Here is a 22220-nt window from a genome sequence, read left to right on the forward strand (position 1 = left end):
TCCTCCCGCTGGTCAGCGATACGTAACGGCTTTGACGGCCTCGACCACCTCGTCCACGTTCGGCAGCGCGAGCTTTTCGAGATTGGCCGCGTAAGGCATCGGCACGTCCTTGCCGGCGATGGTGATGACCGGCGCGTCGAGAAAATCGAAGGCCTGGCGCGACACCTGGTTGGCGATGAAATCCCCGACCGAGGATTGCGGGTAACCTTCCTCGACCGTCACCAGCCTGTTGGTCTTCCTGACCGAGGCGATGATCGTGTCGAGGTCCATCGGACGGATGGTCCGCAGATCAATGATTTCGGCGTCGATGCCGATCTTGGCCAGCTCGGCCTCGGCCTTGATCGCGTAGGTCATGCCGATGCCCCACGACACGACGGTGACGTCCTTGCCGGCCTTGTGGATGCGCGCCTTGCCGATGGGCAGCACGAAATCGTCCAGCTTCGGCACGTCGAAGGACTGGCCGTAGAGGATCTCGTTTTCCAGGAAGATGACCGGGTTCGGGTCGCGGATCGCAGCCTTGAGCAGTCCCTTGGCGTCGGCCGCCGTATAGGGCTGGATGACTTTCAGCCCCGGAATATGGCTGTACCAGGCGGCATAGTCCTGGCTGTGCTGGGCCGCGACACGCGCTGCGGCGCCGTTCGGACCACGGAACACGATCGGAGCGCCCATCTGGCCGCCCGACATGTAGAGCGTCTTGGCCGCCGAATTCACGATCTGATCGATCGCCTGCATGGCGAAATTGAAGGTCATGAACTCCACAATCGGCTTCAGGCCGGCAAAAGCGGCACCGACGCCGACACCGGCGAACCCGTGCTCGGTGATCGGGGTGTCCACCACCCGGCGGGCGCCGAACTCCTGCAGCAGGCCCTGGGTGACCTTGTACGCGCCCTGGTACTCGGCAACCTCCTCGCCCATGACGAAGACGTCCGGATCGCGGCGCATCTCCTCGGCCATGGCATCGCGCAGGGCCTCGCGCACGGTCAGCGAAACCATTTCCGTGCCGGCAGGAATGTCGGGATCGGCCGCGATTTCGGCCTTGGGCTGCGCCGCCACCGGAGCCGGCCTTTCGGCCGCGGCCGCCTCAGGCGCTTCAGCCTTCGCGCCAGGACCTTCGGCCTTGGCCGGAGCGGCAGCCTTGCCGACATCCGACGCGCTTTCGCCGTCCGCCAGCAGCACGGCGATCGGCGTATTCACCTTCACGCCTTCCGTGCCTTCCGCCACGAGGATCTTGCCCAGCGTGCCTTCGTCGATGGCTTCGACTTCCATTGTCGCCTTGTCGGTCTCGATTTCCGCGATCACGTCGCCCGGCGCGACCTTGTCGCCTTCTTTCTTGACCCACTTGGAAAGGTTGCCTTCCTCCATCGTCGGCGAAAGAGCGGGCATCAGAATTTCGATCGGCATATCCCTGCCCTCCCTCAGATCAGCACGTCGGTCCAGAGCTCGGAAGCATCCGGCTCGGGATCGTTCTGGGCGAATTCGGCAGAGTCGGCCACGATGTCGCGCACCTGCTTGTCGATCTCCTTGAGCTCGTCCTCGGTGGCCCATTTCTTGGAAATCAGCCGCGCCTTGACCTGCTCGATCGGATCGTGCTCGGAGCGCATCTTCTGCACCTCCTCCTTCGTCCTGTACTTGGCAGGATCGGACATGGAGTGGCCGCGATAGCGGTAGGTCTGCATCTCAAGGATGATCGGCCCGTTGCCCGAACGGCACCATTCGGTGGCCATGTCTGCCGCGGACTTCACCGCGCGCACGTCCATGCCGTCGACCTGGATGCCTGGAATCTTGAAGGACGCACCGCGATGCGAGAAATCGGTCTCGGCCGAGGAGCGTGTCACCGAAGTGCCCATGGCGTAGCGGTTGTTCTCGATGATGTAGATCACCGGCAGCTTCCACAGCGAAGCCATGTTGAAGCTTTCGTAGACCTGCCCCTGGTTGGCGGCGCCGTCGCCGAAATAGGTCAGCGACACGTTCTTGTTGTCGCGATAGCGATTGGCGAAAGCCAGCCCCGTGCCGAGCGGCACCTGCGCACCGACGATGCCGTGGCCGCCGTAGAACTGCTTCTCCTTGGAGAACATGTGCATGGAGCCGCCCTTGCCCTTGGAGTAGCCCCCGCGGCGGCCGGTCAATTCCGCCATCACGCCGCGCGGCGACATGTCCATGGCCAGCATGTGCCCATGGTCGCGATAGGCGGTGATCATCTGGTCACCCTCCCTCAGCGCCATCTTCATGCCCGTGACGACCGCTTCCTGCCCGATATAGAGGTGGCAGAAGCCGCCGATGAAACCCATGCCGTAAAGCTGGCCGGCCTTCTCCTCGAAGCGTCGGATCAACAGCATATGCCGATAGGCATCCAGCTCCTGCTCCTTGGTGAATTCGGCTGGCTTCGGGGCTGCCGGCGCCGACGACTTGCCGTCGGATCTGGATTTGGCAGGCGCTTTCCTCGCGGCGGTTGCCATGCAACACTCCCTGTTGGCGTCTCTTTGCGGACATTTGGAGGGATGAATTCCCTCCCATCGGATTTTGCAAAGCTACCACGCCAAGGAGCGTTTCGCCATGCGGAAAAACGCATGGCTGACATGCACTTAAGCGATTAAAATCATTATGGAATAAGACGATTAACCCGTATCTGGTTAATCGGCTTTCCGGGGCTGCATGACGATGACCTCGTCGGCAAGGGAAAGATTGAGCGAACGCCGCGCCTGCTCGTCCAGCATGTCCTTCTCCATCGAGCCATCATACAGCAGCCGCGCGCGCTGCTCCAGCTCGACACGCTGCGCCTTGATGGCGGCAACCTGTTTCTCTAGCTCGACGGTCTGCGCCTGCAGCCGGTATTTGGAATAGATGCCGTATTCGCCGTGATAGGCGTGAAAGCCGAAATAGGCGAGGAAAACCGCACATAGCGTCGGAACGATGAGCCGACCGGTTTTTCTTTGCTTGTGCTGGCGTGTCCACATGACCGAATCCTAATCCGTCCCTTTTTCTCGCCCGATTGTGCTTAATGGACGGTTACGGCAGAGCGGTTCGGCGCCTCCAAAAGAAAAAGGGCGGGGAATCCCGCCCTCTTCCAAACCATCTCCAGCGAGGCCTCAGCCTCTCAGGATCGAGGCGCCGGCATAGCTTGCCTGCCTGCCGAGTTCCTCCTCGATGCGGATGAGCTGGTTGTATTTGGCCAGCCGGTCCGAACGCGCCAGCGAACCCGTCTTGATCTGCCCGCAATTGGTGGCGACCGCCAGGTCGGCGATGGTGCTGTCCTCGGTCTCGCCGGAACGATGCGACATCACCGCCGTGTACCCGGCCTTGTGCGCGGTCTCGACCGCATCCAGCGTCTCCGACAGCGAGCCGATCTGGTTGACCTTGACCAGGATGGAATTGGCCACGCCCATGCGGATGCCGTCGCGCAGGCGCGCCGAATTGGTCACGAACAGGTCGTCGCCGACAAGTTGCACCTTCGAACCGCACAGGTCGGTCAGGATCTTCCAGCCTTCCCAGTCGTCCTCCGCCATGCCGTCCTCGATCGAGATGATCGGATAGTCGGCGGCGAGCTTGGCGAGATACTTGGCCTGCGCCTTGGGATCGCGGGTCTTCTTCTCGCCTTCATAGACGTAGTTGCCGTCCTTGAAGAACTCCGTCGCGGCGCAGTCCAGCGCCAGAGCGACCTGCTCGCCCGGCGTATAGCCGGCCTTCTCGATGGACTGCATGACGAAGTCGAGCGCAGCATGCGCGCTCTTCAGGTTGGGCGCGAAGCCGCCTTCGTCGCCGACATTGGTGTTGTGGCCGGCATCCTTCAGGCGCTTCTTGAGGGTGTGAAATATTTCGGAACCCCAGCGCACGGCCTCGCGCAGGCTGGAGGCGCCGACCGGCATGATCATGAATTCCTGGAAATCGATCGGATTGTCGGCATGGGCTCCGCCGTTGATGATGTTCATCATCGGCACCGGCAGCACATGGGCCGCCGTGCCGCCGACATAGCGGTAGAGCGGCAGTCCGGACGTTTCGGCCGCCGCCTTGGCGACCGCGAGCGAAACGCCCAGGATGGCGTTGGCGCCCAGACGGCTCTTGTTCGGCGTGCCGTCCAGTTCGATCATGGTCTGGTCGATATGCATCTGGTCCTCGGCTTCCATTCCGCCGATCGCCTCGAAAATCTCGCCGTTGACCGCCTCTACGGCGCGCTCGACACCCTTGCCGAGATAGCGGGCGCCGCCGTCGCGCAATTCGACCGCCTCATGCGCGCCGGTGGAAGCACCGGAGGGAACGGCTGCGCGGCCCATGGAACCGTCTTCCAGCACGACATCGACCTCGACGGTCGGATTGCCGCGGCTGTCCAGAATTTCACGGGCTGCAATCTCGATGATAGCTGTCATTGAAGGGTCCCCGGTGCGGTCGTTTTTGATGCCGTCGTCTTAGCCAATGCTCGCCAAAACGCAATGCGGCGAAGCAAATATAACGACGGATTGTATGCCCGGCCGGCATTTCGCCTGCCGGTCGGCATGCAGGACCGGCAGGCTGGGAAAGCACAGGAACCGGCTATGACGCGGTCTCAATCCTGCAGGATGAAGGTCACCTTCATGTTGACCCGGTAAGCGGTGATTTTACCGTTTTCCACCACCACCTTCTGCTCCTGAATCCAGGCTCCCTCGACATTCTTGAGCGTCTTGGACGCGCGCTCGACGCCTTTTTCGATCGCATCCTTGAAGCTCTTGTCGGATGAAGCGGTGATCTCCGTGACGCGGGCAACGGACATGCTCTCCTCCCTCAAAACGCCCCTCGGGAGCAAGCTACGTCCGCGGCCGCGCGGCGACAAGCGCCGCGACGCTTCAGCCCTTCGCGATGCTGTCGAAGGCCATGAGCTGCTCGAGCAGCGCGGGCATGTTCCTCAGCGGCACCATGTTGGGACCGTCCGAAGGAGCGTTGTCGGGGTCCTGGTGGGTTTCGATGAAAACCCCGGCGACCCCCACGGCGACGGCAGCCCGCGCCAGCGTCTCCACGAAGCGGCGCTCGCCGCCGGACGAGCCGCCCTGCCCGCCGGGCTGCTGCACCGAATGGGTCGCATCGAAGATCACCGGCGCGCCCATCTCGGCCATGATCGGCAGCGCGCGCATGTCGGACACCAGCGTGTTGTAGCCGAAGGAGACACCGCGTTCCGTCACCAGTACGTTCGGATTGCCGGAATCCACGACCTTGGCGACCACGTTCTTCATATCCCAGGGCGCCAGGAACTGGCCCTTCTTGACGTTGACGGCCTTGCCGGTCCTCGCCGCGGCCACCAGCAGATCCGTCTGCCGGGAAAGAAAGGCCGGAATCTGCAGCACATCGACATGCGGCGCGACGGCGCCGCACTGTTCCTCCGTATGCACGTCGGTCAGGATGGGCAGGCCGAATTCCTTGCGCAGATCATGGAAAACCGGAAGCGCGGCTTCCAGTCCCGCGCCGCGCCTGCCCGACAGCGAGGTCCGATTGGCTTTGTCGTAGCTGCTCTTGTACACCAGCCCGATACCGAGCTTCTCCGTCATTTCCTTCAACGCGCCGGCCATGTCGAAGGCATGTTGGCGCGATTCGAGCTGGCATGGGCCGGCGATCACGGCCAGGGGCGCGGAATTGCCGAAGCGGACATTACCAGCGGCAACGGTGGAGTTCGGCTTGTTCATCGATCTTCCTCGAAAATGAAGGCGGCGCCCTGCCCCGGCGCGGGCGGCACGACAAGGCTGCGGGCCTGGAAATGGTGCTCGACTTCCGCCGACGCAAGGCGCCCGGCCAATGCCCCAAGGTCGGATGCCGTAAATACAACGGCTGCGAAACGCAACCTAGACGGTTCCACGCCAAGCCCGAACCGGCCTTCGAAGCCGGCCGGGTCGGTCAGCGATATATTTGTATTGGGCAGGACCAGGCGATGTCCGCCGGCCTCGGCCGGCGGGGTGTCGGCAATGGCGGCCAGCAGCCGGAGCTTGTCTTGCGCCTCGTCGCTGACACCAATGACCTCTCTGATCCCCTTCACGCCATTCGCGTGAGCCTCCAGCGCGGTGCGGTCCACCTTCGACGCATTGACGCGCTCGCACGAAAACAAAAAGGCATCCGCCATGTCAGGCGTGGCAGCGAAAGCGAGCCGGAAGGAGGCGATGTCCTGCCGGCCGGCGGCATCGACAAACGGGCGCGAGAAATCGAGCCTCTGCCCGGCGGAAACACCTGCCGCCAGATAGCGTGCATGGTCGGCATCCGCATCGTCCGTGCCCAGCACCACGGCGGAGAAACCTTCATCCCCGTTGCGCTCCCGGAAAGCCCGGTCGCGGGAAACGAACATATTGCCGGTCTCGGCGGCTTTGGCCGTGGCCGCCGCATCGCCGATGGCCAGAGGCTCGAGGAAGGTGTTGTCCCTCAGATAGACGCAGCAATTGACGGTGCCGAAGGGATGCGTGCCTTTTGGCGCCACGGTGAAGCCGAGCGCGCCCAGCCTCGCCCGGGCCGTCTCCAGGTCGCGCGTGGGAAAAACCAGATGGTCGATGGGATGTGACGTCATGGGGTTTCCCTCTGCACCAACGACACCGCAGGTTCAAGTTGCCCGTGGCCTCACCTTTCCGTTCCGACTCGGACAGCAAGCCGTCACGGCCAGTCAAAAGCCCTGTTTGCATTGAATATCTTTAAGCTGAAACCCACTTAATATTGCAGTTTCCCTCACTTAAGGTGAAGCGTACCCTTAGGTTCGCGCGTATTGAGGAGTCGCGCGAATAAAGGGGAACCTAGATGGCAACGACTGGCACGATACCAGGCGCATCACCTGACCTGTACAACCACGATCTCGCCCCGGCCGCGGAACGCAATTGGGGACCGTTCTCGATCTTCAACGTGTGGACGTCCGACGTCCACAGCCTGTGGGGCTACTATCTCGCCGCGAGCCTTTTCCTGTTTTGCGGCGGGTTCCTGAATTTCATCATTGCGATCGGCGTCGGCTCGCTGATCATTTTCTTCCTGATGAACCTGATCGGCTATGCCGGCGTGAAGACCGGCGTGCCCTATCCGGTGCTCGCCCGCGCGTCCTTCGGCATATGGGGCGCGAACATTCCGGCGCTGGTGCGCGCCATCGTCGCCTGCTTCTGGTACGGAGCGCAGACCGCCGCAGCTTCCGGCGCGATCGTCGCGCTGCTCATCCGGCTGCCGGCCTTTGCAGACTTCCACGCCAACAGCCACATGCTGGGCCATTCGACGCTGGAAGTGATCTGCTTCGTGATCATGTGGGCGCTGCAGCTTCTCATCATCACCAAGGGCATGGAAACGGTGCGCCGCTTCCAGGATTGGGCCGGCCCCGCCGTCTGGGTGATGATGCTGATCCTGGCGGTCTACCTGTGCGTCAAGGCCGGTTCGTTCCGGTTCAGCAGCGACATTCCCATGGACGTGCTGCTGGACAAGACCAAGGACGCCGGAGTTCCCGGAACACCGGGCTCATTCGGGTCTCTGGCCGCAGTCGCCGCGATCTGGGTGACCTATTTCTCGGCGCTCTATCTGAATTTCTGCGATTTCGCGCGCTATGCACCCGACAAGGCCGCCCTGCGCAAAGGGAATCTCTGGGGTTTGCCGATCAACCTCATTCTCTTTTCGCTGGTCGCCGGCGTGACCACCATCGCCGCCTATGACGTCTATGGCGAAGTCCTGCTCCACCCTGACCAGATTTCGGCGAAGTTCGATTCCTGGTTCCTGGCCGCTCTGGCCGCGCTGACCTTCGCGGTGGCGACGCTGGGCATCAACGTGGTGGCGAATTTCGTATCGCCCGCGTTCGATTTCTCGAACGTGTTCCCGCGCCGGATCGACTTCAAGAAAGGCGGCTACATCGCGGCGCTCATCGCGCTCGTGCTCTATCCCTTCGCGCCTTGGGAAGGTTCGGCCGCGTCCTTCGTGAACGTGATCGGCGCAACGATGGGACCAATCTTCGGCATCATGATGGTGGACTACTATCTGATCCGCAAAGGCGAACTGGACGTGGTCGGCCTCTACAGGGAGGACGGCGAATTCCGGTTCCAGAACGGCTGGCACGTCAACGCTTTCATTGCCGCCGCCATCGGCGCCGTATTCTCGTCCATCCTGCCGAACTTCACCAATTGGCTGCCGGCCTGGTGGGGCGTCTATGGCTGGTTCTTCGGCGTGGCGATAGCAGGCGCCATCTATTACATGCTGCGCTCGGCCGCGCTGGGCGCCGGTGCGCGGGCCGCCAAGGCCTGACAGAGCACCGAGGGCGGCTCCGGCCGCCCTCTTCACTCCAGCATCTGCGCCAGATTTCGCACCGTATTCCAGTTGCGGGACGTGCCGACGCCGAACCGCCTGTGGTTTGAAGCCGCCAGCAGGCGCGAATTGGGCCTCGCGCGCGAAAAGACGATCCAGATATCCCCTCCGACGATCCGGAATTTTTCGTCCGCGGCGGCCGCCTCGCCCAGACGGCCTTCAGCACCGGCCGGAACCGGATGCCGCATGACGCGCACCGCAACCTGATCCGGGGTCGCTGAGGCCTCGTCGGGAAAAGGATTGCAGGCAGCCAGCCGCGACCATGCTTCCGAAGTCCGGACGACGATGTCGACATGGCAGCCGAACTTTTCTTCGAACGCTGCCTCAAGACGGCCTTCCAGCTCCGCTGTTGCCGTCTCCGGCGCCTCGAAGACCAGATTGCCCGTGGCGGCCAAAGTACGAACCTGCGTCAGCCCCAGTTGCCCGGCCATCTGCCTGAGATCGGCCATCACCACACGGCGCTGCGGCGTCAGGACGACGCTGTAGAGCAAGGCCACATAGGTCGCCACCGCAACTCCGATTCAAGCTGCCTGCTTGCGCCTGCCCGTCAGACCAGCCGGCTCTGCGCTATCGCCGCCTCGATGAACGACGCGAAAAGCGGGTGCGGATCGAGCGGCCGGCTCTTCAATTCGGGGTGATATTGCACGCCGATGAACCACGGATGATCGGGATATTCGACGGTTTCCGGCAGCACGCCGTCGGGCGACATGCCGGCAAAGACAAGCCCGCATTGCTCCAGCCGCTCCTTGTAGTCGATGTTGACTTCGTAGCGATGCCGGTGGCGTTCGGAAATGTCGGTGCCGCCATAGATCTCGGCGATCTTCGAATCCGGCGCCAGCCGCGCTTCATAGGCGCCGAGCCGCATGGTCCCGCCGAGATCGCCCGCAGCCTGGCGCTTCTCCAGCATGTTGCCCTTTAGCCATTCCGTCATCAGGCCGACGACCGGTTCCTTGGTCGGGCCGAATTCGGTGGAGGAGGCGTTCGCGACACCGGCCAGCGAACGGGCGGCCTCTATGCAGGCCATCTGCATGCCGAAACAGATGCCGAAATAAGGCACCTTGCGCTCGCGGGCGAACTTGGCCGCCAGGATCTTGCCTTCCGATCCGCGCTCGCCGAAGCCGCCCGGCACCAGGATGCCATGCACCTTCTCGAGGAACGGCGCGGGGTCCTCCTTCTCGAAGACCTCGGATTCGATCCAGTCGAGTTTCACCTTGACGCGATTGGCGATGCCGCCGTGGGACAGCGCCTCGATCAACGACTTATAGGCGTCCTTGAGGCCGGTATACTTGCCGACGACGGCGATGGTGACCTCGCCTTCCGGATTGTGGATGAGCTGCGAAACCCCCTGCCACGGTTCCATGCGCGGCTTCGGCGCCGGATCGATGCCGAAGGCGGCCAGCACTTCCGAATCCAGCCCTTCCTTGTGATAGGCCATCGGCACGTCGTAGATATGGCCGACGTCCAGCGCCTGGATCACCGCGCTTTCACGCACATTGCAGAACAGCGACAGCTTGCGCCGCTCTTCCTTCGGGATGGCGCGGTCGGCCCGCACCAGCAGGATGTCGGGCGCGATGCCGATCGAACGCAGTTCCTTCACCGAGTGCTGGGTCGGCTTGGTCTTCAGTTCCCCGGCCGCGGGGATATAGGGCATCAGCGTCAGGTGGACGTAGACGGCGTTGTTGCGCGGCAGGTCGTTGCCGAGCTGGCGGATCGCCTCGAGGAACGGCATCGCCTCGATGTCGCCGACCGTGCCGCCGATCTCGCACAGCACGAAATCGTAGTCGTCATTGCCGTCGAGGACGAAATTCTTGATCTCGTCGGTCACGTGCGGGATCACCTGCACGGTAGCGCCGAGATAGTCGCCCCGCCGTTCCTTCTCGATGATGTTCTTGTAGATGCGGCCGGTGGTGATGTTGTCGTGGCGGTTGGCGGAGCGCCCGGTGAAGCGCTCGTAATGGCCGAGATCGAGGTCGGTCTCCGCGCCATCGTCGGTTACGAACACCTCGCCGTGTTGATAAGGCGACATGGTGCCGGGATCGACGTTCAGATAGGGGTCCAGCTTCTTGATGCGCGCGCGGTAGCCGCGCGCCTGCAACAGGGCCCCGAGGGCCGCTGCGGCAATGCCTTTTCCAAGTGAAGAGACCACGCCGCCGGTGATGAATACATATCGCGCCATGGGAACTATCGCATAACGCGGCCTGACTGATTCCGCCAGCGGAAAAACCGCCGCGAGGGTTTTTCCAGGCAAGGTGATGTGTCCGGAACGGACAAAACAAAAGGGCCGGTCCGAGCCGGCCCTTCCGCCAGTAATCTTCGGTGCGTCAGAGAATGACGACCTTGGTCCCCGGCGAGACGCGATTGTAGAGATCCATCACGTGCTCGTTGATCATGCGGAAGCAGCCGTTGGAGGCGCTGGTTCCGATCGTCTGGGGCGCGATTGTGCCGTGGATACGCAGATGCGTGTCCTTCTTGCCCTGATAAAGATAGATGGCGCGCGCGCCAAGCGGATTCTCGCCGCCGCCGGGCATGCCGTCCTTGTACCGGCCGTAATGCTTCGGCTCGCGCTCCTGCATCTCCTTGGTCGGGATCCAGCGCGGCCATTCCTGCTTGTCGCCCACGGTGGTCTCGCCCTTGAACTGCAATCCCTCCTTGCCGACGGCGATCGCATAACGGCGGGCGGTGAAGGGCGTCTCCACCAGGTAGAGCCGGCGCTCCTGGGTGTTGATGACGATGGTGCCGGGTTCGTAGCCCGAGAACGGCACGTCCTGCGGCACGAATTCCGGCTTCACCTTGAAGGGCCGCTTCTCGTCCTTCTTGCGCAGCGCCGAATCGAGCGCGCGGGTTTCCGGCAGATAGGCGATCGAGGACGTGCTCGTGCCGCCGAACAGGCCCCCGAACAGGCCGCCCCCCGACGTCCTGCTTTCGACGGTTCCGGAGCGTAGCTCGCCATTGTTGCCGGTCAGCGCGACGTTCATCGCCTCGGCCGGTATGGCTTCTTCCTGCTCGACCGGCTTCACCGGGACGGCGGGCTTGCGGGCGGAAACGACGGTTTTCTCCTGCACCGCCTCGGGAGCAGGTTTGCGGTTGCGCTTGGCGAGGAACGCCTCGCGCTCGGCCTGCGCGCGCGCCTTGGCCGCCTCGCGCATCGCCGCCTTCTTGGCCTCGATCATCTTGGCGTAAGCCGCCGCGCGCTCCGCTTCGACCTGTTTCTCCAATTCCTTGATGCGGGCGAGATCCTCGGAAGTCGGTTTCTTCTTGCGCTTGAGCTGCCTCAGCTCAACGGCAGGGCTCTTGGCCGCCACCTGAACGACGTTTGTTCCCGCACCTTCAGGTGTCTGGGTAACCGGCATGGCCGCATAAGCGGGCGCACCAAGGGATAGCGCGGCGCAAAGGCCGGCCAGGATGAAGCTACGAAGCTGCATGGCGAAATTCCGATCAGAATGCGTGTTGCCCACGGCATGGCCAGGCGCCTTGTTCAAGCGCCCGGATGTCGTAGGCCAGCTATAATCGATTGAGCCCGAAAGCCTCAAGCAACTCGCTTCGCCGAGCGGCTTTGAAACCCGCCTTCCACGCACCATTTGCCGCGACTGTGTTCAAACGACAACAGTCGCGGGACGCGTGTCCCCGCTTACTGGTTCGGAACCTGAGGCTGCGCGGGCTGAGTCGCCTGACCGGCCGGCTGGGTCGCCTGACCGGCGGGCTGCGGCGCTTGCTCGGCCGGCGCATTTGCGCCCGAGGCCGGCGCGGCAGGCGCCGGGGTCTCGCCACCGCCCGCGGGAGCCTTGTTGCCGGTGGCGGGATTGACGGTGCCGGGAAGCTGGTCGAGCACGCCCTTGCCCGTCGTCGTCTGTCCGCTGGCCGGCGCCCGGTCGAGGATATCGATCGGCTTCTCGCCGTAGCGCGCGACGATGGACAGCACCAGGGATGTCGCAAAGAACGCCGCCGCCAGAATTGCGGTCGCCCGCGTCAGCGCGTTCGCGGCGCCTCGCGCCGTCATGAAGCCGGAACCGCCGCCGATGCCGAGGCCGCCGCCTTCCGAGCGCTGCATCAACACGACGCCGACCAGCGCAAGCACGACCATGAGATGCACGACGATGAGTACGGTTTCCATTATCTATCCTGGCAAAGGCTGGCGCGGCCGTGCCGGCGCCGGTCATTCGGAGGCGGCTCAATACAATGCTTTGGCGGCATTTCCAAGCCCGCGCCCCGAATATGGGAAGCACGCGCCGATTTGCAAAAGGATCATCGCCTCAGATCGAGCGATAGGCCTCCGCAATCCCCAGGAAATCGGCAGCCTTGAGGCTGGCGCCCCCCACCAGAGCGCCGTCGACATTGTCGACCGACAGGAGCTCGACGGCATTGGAGGGCTTGACCGAACCGCCGTACAGAAGGCGCATCCTGGCGCCCGCGTCGCCGCCGAGCTTCTCCGTCAACCGTTCGCGTATATGGCGATGCGCTTCCGCTACGTCTGCCGCGGTCGGCGTAAGCCCCGTGCCGATCGCCCAGACCGGTTCATATGCCACGACCGTATTGGCTGCCGTCGCGCTGGAGGGCACCGAGCCCGCGATCTGCCGTGACAATACGTCCAGCGTGGCCCCGGCTTCGCGTTCCGCCTTCGTCTCTCCGACGCAGACGATCGCCGTCAGCCCGGCCCGCCACGCGGCCAATGCCTTGGCCTGGACGGCGGCGTCGTCCTCGCAATGGTCTGTGCGCCGCTCCGAGTGCCCGACGATGACGTAGCTCGCGCCGGCGTCCTTGAGCATTTCGGCCGAGATATCGCCCGTATGGGCGCCGCTTTCATCGGCGTGGCAATCCTCGCCCCCTGCCCGCACCGGTGTGCGTGAAAGGATTTCCGCCGCACGCGTGAGCAATGTCGCCGGCACGCACACGAGCGCATCGGTTTCCGCGTCGAGCCCGCTCATGAAGCCGTTGCCGATCGATCTCAGTTCGTTGAGCGAGGCACTGGTGCCGTTCATTTTCCAGTTGCCTGCGACGAGCGGGCGAATTCCCGGTGTCATGCGTATCGACCTCCAACGTGGCGGATTGACCGTTGCGAACACTGGCTTCACTACCAAAATCGGCCCACAAAGCAATCGACACTGGCTTTGAAGGAGGCTATTGCCCTTGCTTCAGGCAAAACGGACGTGACTATGCTCGGTACCTTAAGAAACGCGGCTGGAACCTGGGTGGCGAAGGCGCTGCTCTTCCTCCTGGTGATAAGCTTCGCCGTGTGGGGAATTTCCGGCCGGCTGATGGGAACGATCGCCGGCCACCATTCCGTTCTGACCGCCGGCGGCACCTCGGTTTCGGTCACCGAATACCGGTTGGCCTACGACCGTCAGATGAATGCGCTGTCGCAGCAGTTCGGACAACGGCTGACGAGCGAGCAGGCAAAGGCCTTCGGTGTCCAGAATCAGGTTCTGGCCGGACTGGTTTCGGGCGCGGTGCTGGACGAGCAGGCGCGCAAGCTCGGTCTCGGCCTCTCCAAGGAGCGCCTTGCGGAGCTGACGCGCGAGGACCCGGCCTTCAAGGGTGCCGATGGCCAGTTCGACAGGCGCATGTTTGACTATGTCCTGCGCCAGGTCGGGATGCGGCCGGAAGACTATCTCAAGAATCGCGCGCAGGTGGCGGTGCGACAGCAGATCGTCGAGGCCGTTTCGGACGGCCTCAAGGCGCCAGACACCTTCCTCAAGGCGGTCGCGCTCTATCGCGGCGAGGATCGCACCATCGACTATCTCATATTGCCGAAATCTCTCGTCGAGCCGATCGACGCGCCGTCCGACAGCGTGCTCTCGGCCTATTTCGAAGCCAACAAGAAGCGCTACGCGGCCCCTGAATACCGCAAGTTCTCCTACGTCCGGCTGGAGCCGCAGGATATCTCGGATCCCAGCGCCATAAGCGAAACGCAGGTCAAGGAAGACTACGAGAAGAACACGTCGCGCTATACCACGCCCGAGACGCGCGCCATCGAGCAGCTCGTGTTCAAATCCCCCGAAGCGGCAAAGGCCGCCTTCGATTCGCTGAAGGCCGGCGCCACCTTCGACAAGCTGATCACCGCCGAGGGCAAGACCGAGGCCGATACGCAGCTTGGCACGCTCGCCAAGGACAAGATCGCCGACAAGGCGGTGGCCGATGCCGCCTTCTCGCTCAATGTGAACGAGGTCAGCCCGGTGGTGCAGGGCACGTTCGGCCCGGTTCTTCTGCGCGTCACCGCGATCAACCCGCAGGTCGTCAAGCCGCTTGCCGAGGTTTCGGACCAGATCCGCAAGGACCTCGCCCTCTCCGAGGCCAACCGCGTGCTTCTCGATGTCCACGATTCCTACGAGGACGCCCGCGCAGGCGGCTCGACGATGCAGGAAGCCGCCGACAAGCTTAAGCTCAAGGTCGTGACCATCGATGCCATCGACCGTACCGGGCAGAAGCCGGACGGCACGGTCGTAGCGGGCCTGCCCGATTCCGCCGTCCTGATCCGCTCTGTCTTCGACGCAGAGACAGGCATCGAAAACGACGGCCTGAATACGCCCGACAACGGCTATGTGTTCTATGAGGTCAACGGCGTCACGCCCGCGCACGACCGTAAACTCGACGAAGTACGGCAGAAGGTGGTCGCCGACTGGACGAAGGAGGAGACCGAAAAGCGGCTTCTCGCCAAGGCCAACGAGCTTGAAAAGCGCGTCAAGGACGGAGCCACGCTGGATACCGTCGCCGCCGAACTGAAGCTGGAGAAGCAGACCAAGCGCGGCCTGAAACGCGAGGCTGACGACGTCGATTTCGGCAAGGAAGGCGCGGCAGCCATGTTCGAGGTCCCCGAAGCCGGCGTCGGCCTGGTCTCTGCGCCCACCGGCGAGGCCAAGATCCTGTTCAAGGTCGCGCAGGTCATCGAACCGGCGGGCGCCGATGCGGGCTCGGTGGCGCCGGACCTGCAGAAGTCCTTTGCCTCGGGTATCTCCGACGACCTGCTGGATGAGCTCGTCGCCAAGTTGCAGTCGCAGTACGACGTGCGTGTGGACCAGACGGCCCTCGCCCAGGCGATGAACCAATGAGCGCGCTGAAGACCTACATCGCCAAGGCGGCGGCGGGCACCCCGCTGTCCTTCGAAGAGGCGCGCGAGGCCTTCGACATCATCATGTCGGGCGACGCCACGCCCGGCCAGATCGGCGGCTTCCTGATGGCTCTGCGCGTGCGCGGCGAGACCGTGGGCGAGATTTCGGGCGCGGTCGCCACCATGCGCTCCAAGATGCTGCGCGTCGAGGCTCCCTCCGGCGCCATCGACATTGTCGGCACAGGCGGGGACGGTTCGCACAGCTTCAACATCTCCACCGCCTCGGCCTTCGTCATCGCGGCCTGTGGCGTGCCGGTCGCCAAGCACGGCAATCGCGGCCTGTCCTCGCAAACCGGCACGGCCGATGTCCTGACCCGGCTCGGCGTCAACATCGAGCTTCCGCCGGAGGCGATCGGCCGCTGCATCAAGGAAGCCGGCATCGGCTTCATGTTCGCGCCGTCCCACCATCCGGCGATGAAGCATGTCGGCCCAATCCGCGTGGAACTGGGAACCCGCACGATCTTCAACCTGCTCGGGCCCCTCACCAATCCCGCAGGTGTCGGCCGCCAGCTGGTCGGCGTCTTTTCGCCCGAGTGGGTGGTCCCGGTGGCCGAAACGCTCCAGGCGCTGGGGACCGAACACGCATGGATCGTCCACGGCGACGGTTATGACGAAATCACCACCACCGGCGAGACGCACGTGGCCGAACTGGTCGGCGGCGAGGTTCGCACCTTCACGCTGACGCCGGAGGCCGTAGGCTTGAAACGCCGCACGCGCGAGGAACTGCGCGGCGCCGATTCCGAGTATAACGCCAAGGCCTTGCGCGACTTGCTTGACGGAGCGCCCGGCGCCTATCGCGATACGGTTCTGATGAACGCCGGCGCGGGCCTGGTTGTGGCGGGCAAGGCCCAGCGCATCGAGGACGGCATGGCGAGCGCAGCGCAAGCCATAGACGGAGGTGCGGCGCGCAAGGTGCTCGAAACCCTTGTAACGGTCTCGAACAGATAGCGTCATGACCGACATCCTGAAAAAGATCGAAGCCTATAAGCGCGACGAGATCGCCGCTGCCAAGGCTCGCATGCCGCTCTCCGACCTCCAGGCGCGGGCAAGGGACGCAGACAAGCCGCGCGGCTTCCTGCGGGCCTTGGAGACGAAGCGCGCCGCCGGCCAGTTCGCGCTGATCGCCGAAATCAAGAAGGCAAGCCCGTCCAAGGGCCTTATCCGCACCGATTTCGACCCGCCTGTCTTGGCGAAAGCCTACCAGCAGGGCGGCGCGGCCTGTCTTTCGGTTCTGACCGATGCGCCGTCGTTCCAGGGCGCGCCTGAATTCCTCGTCGCGGCGCGCAATGCGGTGACGTTGCCCGCCTTGCGCAAGGACTTCCTGTTCGATCCCTATCAGGTCTACGAGGCCCGCACCTGGGGGGCCGACGCCATTCTCATCATCATGGCGAGCGTTGACGATGCCTTGGCCAGGGAGCTCGAGGAAACCGCCTTCGCGCTTGGCATGGATGCTCTCATCGAAGTGCATGACGAGGCGGAGACCGAGCGGGCGCTGAAGCTTGGCTCCCGCCTGATCGGCATCAACAATCGCAACCTACGCAGCTTCGAAACCAGCCTCGAAACATCCGAACGTCTGGCGCCAATGATCCCGGCTGACAGGCTGCTTGTCGGCGAAAGCGGCATCTTCACCCATGACGACTGCCAGCGTCTTGACAAATACGGCATAGGCACCTTCCTCGTCGGCGAAAGCCTGATGCGGCAGGACGACGTCGCTGCCGCCACGCGGCGCCTGCTGGGGCTGGATGCGGCGGCGGAGAGCGCCTGATCATGTCTTCCGGCACATCCCTCACCCATATCGGCGCATCGGGCGAGGCGCATATGGTCGATGTGGGGGAGAAGGCCGAAACCGTCCGCACCGCCGTGGCTGAAGGCTTCGTCTCGATGCGTCCCGAAACACTGCGGACGATCCTCGAGGGCAACGCCAAGAAAGGCGATGTGCTGGGCACGGCCCGCATCGCCGGCATCATGGCCGCCAAGAAAACGCATGAGCTGATCCCGCTCTGTCACCCCCTGCTTCTGACCAAGGTTTCGGTCGACATCGAGCCGGAACATGCCCTCCCGGGCCTCAAGGTCACGGCCCTCGCACGCGTAACCGGCAAGACGGGTGTGGAGATGGAGGCTTTGACGGCCGCTTCCGTAGCCTGCCTGACCATCTACGACATGGCGAAGGCCGTGGATCGGGCCATGTCGATTTCCGGCATCCGGCTGGTCGAAAAGACCGGCGGTAAATCGGGCGACTACAAGGCAGGCGATTGATGGCGCTGGTTCCGGTTTCCGAGGCGCTGGCGAGGCTGCTGGATGGCGTCGAACCGCTTCCGGCTGAAAGCGTCGCGCTCTCCGAAGCCTTTGAGCGCGTGCTGGCCGGCCCGCTGGCCGCTCTGCGCACCCAGCCTCCCTTCGACGCCTCCGCCATGGACGGCTATGCGTTGCGCGCGGACGATGTCGCCACCGTGCCGGCCCGGCTCGCCGTTGTCGGCACTGCCGCCGCGGGCCACCCTTTTCAAGGCCATGTCGGCAGCGGCGAAGCGGTTCGCATCTTCACCGGGGCGCCATTGCCCGCCGGCGCGGACGCCATCGTCATCCAGGAGAATGTCCGCGACCTCGGAGAAGGCCTGATCCAGGTGCTGGAAGGCTCTGCACCGGGTCGTCATATCCGGTTTACCGGCCTCGACTTCTCCGAAGGCGAGATATTGTTGAAGAAAGGCCGCATCCTCGATGCAGCGGCGCTGTCCCTTGCCGCTTCGGCCAACCATCCGCGCCTCGACGTGGTGCGCAGGCCGCTGGTCGCGATCATCGCGACTGGCGACGAGCTCTTGCCGCCCGGCAGCGATCTCGGTCCGGGCAAGATCATCGCGTCGAACGCTTTCGGCGTAGTCGCGGCGGCGCGCTCGGTGGGCGCAGACGTTCTCGATCTCGGCATCGCCTCCGACAACCGGGAAGCCATCGCGGCGCTCATCAGGAAAGCCGTCGCCGCCAGGGCAGACGTGCTGGTCACTTTGGGCGGTGCTTCGGTCGGCGACCACGATCTGGTCAACGACGTGCTGACCTCCGAGGGCATGAAGCTCGATTTCTGGCGCATCGCCATGCGCCCGGGCAAGCCGCTGATGTTCGGCAGGCTGCAAGGCGTCCGCTGCATCGGCTTGCCGGGAAATCCGGTAGCGAGCATCGTCTGTTCGCAGCTTTTCCTGAAGCCCCTGCTCGCTGGCCTCGGCGGACGGCCATTCCAGCAGGTGATGCGTGAAGCCACGCTCGGCATCGCCATGCCTGCCAACGACCGGCGCGAGGATTACGTTCGTGCGGTGGTGCTGAAGGAAGACGCCGGGCGGACGGTTGCGACACCCTTTGGCGTGCAGGATTCGTCCATGCTCAAGACGCTGGCGGATGCCGATGGGCTGATCGTGCGGGCACCATTCGCGCCAGCCGCGCAGGTTGGCGACACCTGCACCGTGCTGATGCTGCGCTGAACAAATCGTCAACGCGTTCACAGAACTTTAAACGGTTGCGGAACACAACTGGAACAGATAGTGTTTGTTCCGGGTTTGTTTTTCTGATTCCGATCCCTCGGGGGCAACAATGCTGACGCGCAAGCAACATGAGCTTCTCCTTTTCATCCACGAGCGGTTGAAGGAAAGCGGCATCCCCCCCTCCTTCGACGAGATGAAGGAGGCGCTTGATCTTGCTTCCAAATCCGGCATTCACCGGCTGATCACGGCGCTGGAGGAGCGCGGGTTCATCCGCCGCCTCCCCAATCGGGCGCGGGCTCTGGAAGTGCTGCGCCTGCCCGACTCGATCGCTCCCGGCCTCAATGCGGCGCGAAAGTTCTCGCCCAGCGTCATCCAGGGCAGTTTGGGCCGGCCGGTCAAGGAAACGCCCCGCGCCCCGGCTGCGAGCAATGACGACGACGCCGCGCCCGCCATTTCCGTGCCCGTGATGGGCCGTATCGCAGCCGGTGTCCCGATCGACGCGATCCAGCACAAGACGCACTCGATCTCGGTGCCGCCGGACATGATCAGCGGCGGCGAGCACTACGCCCTCATGGTCAAGGGCGATTCCATGATCGAGGCCGGCATCTTCGACGGCGATACGGTCATCATCCGCAACGCCAACACCGCCAGCCCCGGCGAAATCGTCGTGGCGCTGATTGACGAGGAGGAAGCGACATTGAAGCGCTTCCGCCGGAAAGGCGCCTCGATCGCGCTGGAAGCGGCCAATCCCGCTTACGAGACGCGCATCTTCGGGCCGGATCGCGTCAAGGTGCAGGGGCGACTCGTCGGGCTGATCCGGCGCTATTGATAGCGCGCCTGTGGCTCGTTGGCTTCGTCGTCGGACGGTGGTGAGGCCGACGGCGTCGGCGAAGAAGACTTGGGCGACCGCTGCTTTCCGGATTTCGGTTGGTATGGCGGCAATCCCCTTGCATCGCGGGAGAACCGGCGCTGGACATGCCAGGGACGGTAGTCGTCTTCGATGGCGAAGCGGATTTCCGCTTGCGCGGTTGCCGAAGCCGGATTGAAGCGGACAGCGGCGCTGCCGGAACGGGCCAGATCCCGCTTCGTGACGACGGCGATCAGCGGGTCGTTGCAGGGATCGGCTGCCGTCGCGTCCTCGATGACGATGAGCGCCGCAAAGCCGCATGCGGACCGCGCCGCGGTAAGGGTCGACGCATGCGCGACGATCGCTCCGTTCGGATGGCGCGCCACGCACAGTCCAGCGCCGCACAGGAACGGGCTGCCGGGCGGCAGTTCACTGGCATCGATGCCTGTATACCGCAGGTCCGGGCCCTTCAACCGTTCCGGCAGAACCAGGTTTTCGGCATCCATGGCGCGGCGCCAATTATCCATCGCGAAGGCGCTGGGACGTGGCCGGTTGACTGCAAGCTCGGAGCCTCCGATCGGCACCGCGACGAGGCGCGCGTCTTCGGCCACCAGCACATCCGGAACCTCTACCGCGCGCAACGTCAGGATACCGGCGATCGCGAAAGGCAAGGCGGCCAGCCGCCACCATGTCGTCGCCATGGTGGCGATCACCAGCGCGACCGTAACCAGCAGGACGGATTGCAAGGAGATCAGCCCTATTCCGTCGACCGGCGAATGCTCCGACAGCCAGTTCGAGATGGCGATCATGGCCGTCAGCCCCTTCCCCATCACATAGAGGAAGGGCCAGTCCGCGCCGAAGGGCATCGCCAGCGCGCTGAACACCGCGAACGGCATGACGGCCAGCGATACGACCGGCATGACGGCCAGGTTGGCAAACAGGCTGAGCGGCGAAATCCGTTGAAAATGCCAGGCGGCATAAAGCGTCGTGGCGAGACCGGCGACGATGGTGGTCGCCGAAGCGGCCACCAGTCCTTTTCCCAGCCAGCCGACTGCCGCGGCTGGAAGGGAGCGATCGGTCACCGGCATATGAGCCGATCGGCCCTTCCGTGCCCTATAATCCGTCCAGCCGGCAAAAGCGCCTACCAGCGCGGCGGTTGCCGCAAACGACATCTGGAAGCTGGGGCCGACCACTTCATGCGGCGAGAACGCGATCACGACCAGCGCGGATATGGCAAGATTGCGCATGGTAAGGGCGGCCCGGTCGAAGAGAACCGCGCACAGCATGACCGCCAACATGATGAAGCTGCGCTCGGCGGCGACCACGAGGCCGGAAATCAGCAGATAGGCCGCGGTGCACAGCAAGGCAGTGGCGGCGGCATATTTCTTGACCGGATGCCGTGCGGAAAAATCCGGAAACAATGCGAACGCGCCGCGCAGCAACCCCATGATGGTGCCGGCCACGAGCGCCATATGCAGACCGGAGATCGAGATGATGTGGTAGATGCCCGTGCGCCGCATCGCCTCGTTGATCTCCTCGGGGATGCCGGCGCGCACGCCTACGATCAGCGCCGCCGCGATCTCACCCTCCGGACCGCCAATGCTGCGCCGAATCCGGTCGGCAATGGCATCGCGCGCGTTCTCTATGGACAGCGAGAGGCTCGCCGCCGCCACGGGCGAGGCCGAGACCAGCTTGGGATCGGTAAGAAAAAATCCCGTGGCGCCGATGCCTTCGAAATAACTCTGGAAGGAGAAATCATAGCCGCCGGGCCGCACGGGACCGGTTGGAGGCAGCAGGCGCGCATAGCCGGCAACGACCGCCCCGGCCTTCAATCCTTCGGGCACCTTGCGCGCGGTAAGCCGCACGCGTTCGGGCCGGTAGCGCAGCTTTGGCCGGGCCGTTTCGGCCACGTCGAGGGTCAGGCGTATGCGCCCGTTTGCCATCTGGTCGATCGAGACGACCTGGCCGGTTATGCGGGTCGAAACTTCGGACCCCAGCATTGCGGTGCCGGCCCGCCAGGTCTCGAACTTGGCGGCGAGAAACCCCAGAGCGCACATCAGCCCAGCCATCGCCAGGAGCCTTGTGCGCGGCCGGGCGCGCGTGGCGAAAACGATCGCCGCCAATACGAGCGATGTCGCGATGGGCTGCAGGAAGCCGGGCTCCTGCGAGAGCGAGAAATACCAGGCTACGCCGACCCCCAGAAACACGGGAACGAGCAGAAAAGCCGCCCCACGGTCGAGTTCCAGCACGGCGGCCTCGGCCGCCCGCCCGGCAAGGGTCTCGATGGAGAGCCGGAGCCCGGACAGGAATCCGAGCCGGCGCCAAGAGCCGGACCGGCGCCCATGTGCCCGGTCGGGAATGGAAGGAGTGCCTCCATCTTCTGCCGTCGTCTCGGGCGGATGTCTGGGCGGCAGAAAAATCGTCGGTGAAATCGACTGTTTATCGATAAAGAGATCGCGCTCGCTGACGCCGACCGTCGCGTTTTTGCCCTCGCTCGTGTCCCGGCCCCATCCAGCCACGACCTGCCCCTTGCGCCCCTGAC

The 22220-nt window shown here is 64.0% G+C and carries 20 protein-coding genes; 7 read left to right on the forward strand and 13 right to left on the reverse strand.

What is annotated here, in order from left to right; translation table 11 throughout:
* Window positions 1-12 precede the first annotated feature (12 nt).
* The 7 genes from QU595_RS27490 to QU595_RS27520 form a co-directional block, all read right to left on the reverse strand.
* On the reverse strand, window positions 13-1401 hold the full coding sequence (locus QU595_RS27490) for a pyruvate dehydrogenase complex E1 component subunit beta (RefSeq protein WP_315928011.1): 1389 nt from the start codon (window positions 1399-1401) through the stop codon (window positions 13-15).
* A gap of 14 nt (window positions 1402-1415) precedes the next feature.
* On the reverse strand, window positions 1416-2456 hold the full coding sequence (gene pdhA, locus QU595_RS27495; RefSeq protein WP_315928013.1) for a pyruvate dehydrogenase (acetyl-transferring) E1 component subunit alpha: 1041 nt from the start codon (window positions 2454-2456) through the stop codon (window positions 1416-1418).
* Between the two features lie 174 nt (window positions 2457-2630).
* A complete protein-coding gene (locus QU595_RS27500) occupies window positions 2631-2954 on the reverse strand; it encodes a septum formation initiator family protein (RefSeq protein ID WP_315928015.1) in 324 nt (107 codons plus the stop codon).
* Between the two features lie 132 nt (window positions 2955-3086).
* Complete coding sequence (gene eno, locus QU595_RS27505) at window positions 3087-4361, reverse strand: phosphopyruvate hydratase (RefSeq protein ID WP_315928017.1); 1275 nt, start codon at window positions 4359-4361, stop codon at window positions 3087-3089.
* 176 nt (window positions 4362-4537) lie between these two features.
* Window positions 4538-4741, reverse strand: a complete 204-nt coding sequence (locus QU595_RS27510) for a dodecin family protein (RefSeq protein ID WP_315928019.1) — start codon at window positions 4739-4741, stop codon at window positions 4538-4540.
* Window positions 4742-4814: 73 nt separating this feature from the next.
* Window positions 4815-5645, reverse strand: coding sequence for a 3-deoxy-8-phosphooctulonate synthase (kdsA, locus tag QU595_RS27515; protein ID WP_315928021.1), 831 nt, complete (start codon window positions 5643-5645; stop codon window positions 4815-4817).
* The gene (locus QU595_RS27520; RefSeq protein ID WP_315928023.1) at window positions 5642-6511 is read right to left on the reverse strand and encodes a VOC family protein; all 870 of its coding nucleotides are present in this window, start codon (window positions 6509-6511) and stop codon (window positions 5642-5644) included. Before QU595_RS27520 ends, kdsA begins: the two co-directional genes overlap by 4 nt.
* Before the next feature lie 224 nt (window positions 6512-6735).
* Here QU595_RS27520 and QU595_RS27525 point away from each other — a divergent pair, with 224 nt between their 5' ends.
* Window positions 6736-8205, forward strand: a complete 1470-nt coding sequence (locus tag QU595_RS27525; RefSeq protein WP_315928025.1) for an NCS1 family nucleobase:cation symporter-1 — start codon at window positions 6736-6738, stop codon at window positions 8203-8205.
* A 32-nt stretch (window positions 8206-8237) separates the two neighbouring features.
* Here QU595_RS27525 and QU595_RS27530 read toward each other — a convergent pair whose 3' ends face one another.
* The 5 genes from QU595_RS27530 to tpiA all read right to left on the reverse strand — a co-directional run bounded on the left by QU595_RS27530 (window position 8238) and on the right by tpiA (window position 13283).
* Window positions 8238-8774 (reverse strand): DUF1697 domain-containing protein, encoded by a 537-nt coding sequence (locus QU595_RS27530; protein WP_315928027.1) that lies wholly within the window; start codon window positions 8772-8774, stop codon window positions 8238-8240.
* Window positions 8775-8812: 38 nt separating this feature from the next.
* A complete protein-coding gene (locus tag QU595_RS27535; RefSeq protein ID WP_315928029.1) occupies window positions 8813-10441 on the reverse strand; it encodes a CTP synthase in 1629 nt (542 codons plus the stop codon).
* A 145-nt stretch (window positions 10442-10586) separates the two neighbouring features.
* A complete protein-coding gene (locus tag QU595_RS27540; protein ID WP_315928031.1) occupies window positions 10587-11687 on the reverse strand; it encodes a L,D-transpeptidase in 1101 nt (366 codons plus the stop codon).
* A gap of 206 nt (window positions 11688-11893) precedes the next feature.
* Window positions 11894-12376 carry a preprotein translocase subunit SecG gene (secG, locus tag QU595_RS27545; protein WP_315928033.1) on the reverse strand — a complete coding sequence of 161 codons (483 nt, stop codon included), beginning with the start codon at window positions 12374-12376 and terminating at the stop codon, window positions 11894-11896.
* A gap of 139 nt (window positions 12377-12515) precedes the next feature.
* Complete coding sequence (gene tpiA, locus QU595_RS27550; protein WP_315928034.1) at window positions 12516-13283, reverse strand: triose-phosphate isomerase; 768 nt, start codon at window positions 13281-13283, stop codon at window positions 12516-12518.
* A 132-nt stretch (window positions 13284-13415) separates the two neighbouring features.
* Here tpiA and QU595_RS27555 point away from each other — a divergent pair, with 132 nt between their 5' ends.
* The 6 genes from QU595_RS27555 to lexA all read left to right on the forward strand — a co-directional run bounded on the left by QU595_RS27555 (window position 13416) and on the right by lexA (window position 19660).
* Complete coding sequence (locus tag QU595_RS27555) at window positions 13416-15308, forward strand: peptidylprolyl isomerase (RefSeq protein ID WP_315928036.1); 1893 nt, start codon at window positions 13416-13418, stop codon at window positions 15306-15308.
* Window positions 15305-16315 carry an anthranilate phosphoribosyltransferase gene (gene trpD / locus QU595_RS27560; protein ID WP_315928038.1) on the forward strand — a complete coding sequence of 337 codons (1011 nt, stop codon included), beginning with the start codon at window positions 15305-15307 and terminating at the stop codon, window positions 16313-16315. Before QU595_RS27555 ends, trpD begins: the two co-directional genes overlap by 4 nt.
* A gap of 4 nt (window positions 16316-16319) precedes the next feature.
* Entirely contained in the window at window positions 16320-17132 is an 813-nt protein-coding gene (trpC, locus tag QU595_RS27565) for an indole-3-glycerol phosphate synthase TrpC (RefSeq protein WP_315928039.1), read from the forward strand.
* A 2-nt stretch (window positions 17133-17134) separates the two neighbouring features.
* Entirely contained in the window at window positions 17135-17623 is a 489-nt protein-coding gene (moaC, locus tag QU595_RS27570) for a cyclic pyranopterin monophosphate synthase MoaC (RefSeq protein WP_315928041.1), read from the forward strand.
* Complete coding sequence (gene glp, locus QU595_RS27575) at window positions 17623-18831, forward strand: gephyrin-like molybdotransferase Glp (RefSeq protein ID WP_315928043.1); 1209 nt, start codon at window positions 17623-17625, stop codon at window positions 18829-18831. Before moaC ends, glp begins: the two co-directional genes overlap by 1 nt.
* A 109-nt stretch (window positions 18832-18940) precedes the next feature.
* On the forward strand, window positions 18941-19660 hold the full coding sequence (gene lexA / locus QU595_RS27580; protein WP_315928045.1) for a transcriptional repressor LexA: 720 nt from the start codon (window positions 18941-18943) through the stop codon (window positions 19658-19660).
* Here the strand turns inward: lexA and QU595_RS27585 are convergent.
* The gene (locus QU595_RS27585) at window positions 19654-22197 is read right to left on the reverse strand and encodes a ComEC/Rec2 family competence protein (protein ID WP_315928047.1); all 2544 of its coding nucleotides are present in this window, start codon (window positions 22195-22197) and stop codon (window positions 19654-19656) included. The genes lexA and QU595_RS27585 overlap by 7 nt on opposite strands.
* Between the last annotated feature and the right edge of the window lie 23 nt (window positions 22198-22220).

Source organism: Mesorhizobium sp. SP-1A, assembly GCF_032460275.1.
GTDB lineage: Bacteria > Pseudomonadota > Alphaproteobacteria > Rhizobiales > Rhizobiaceae > Mesorhizobium.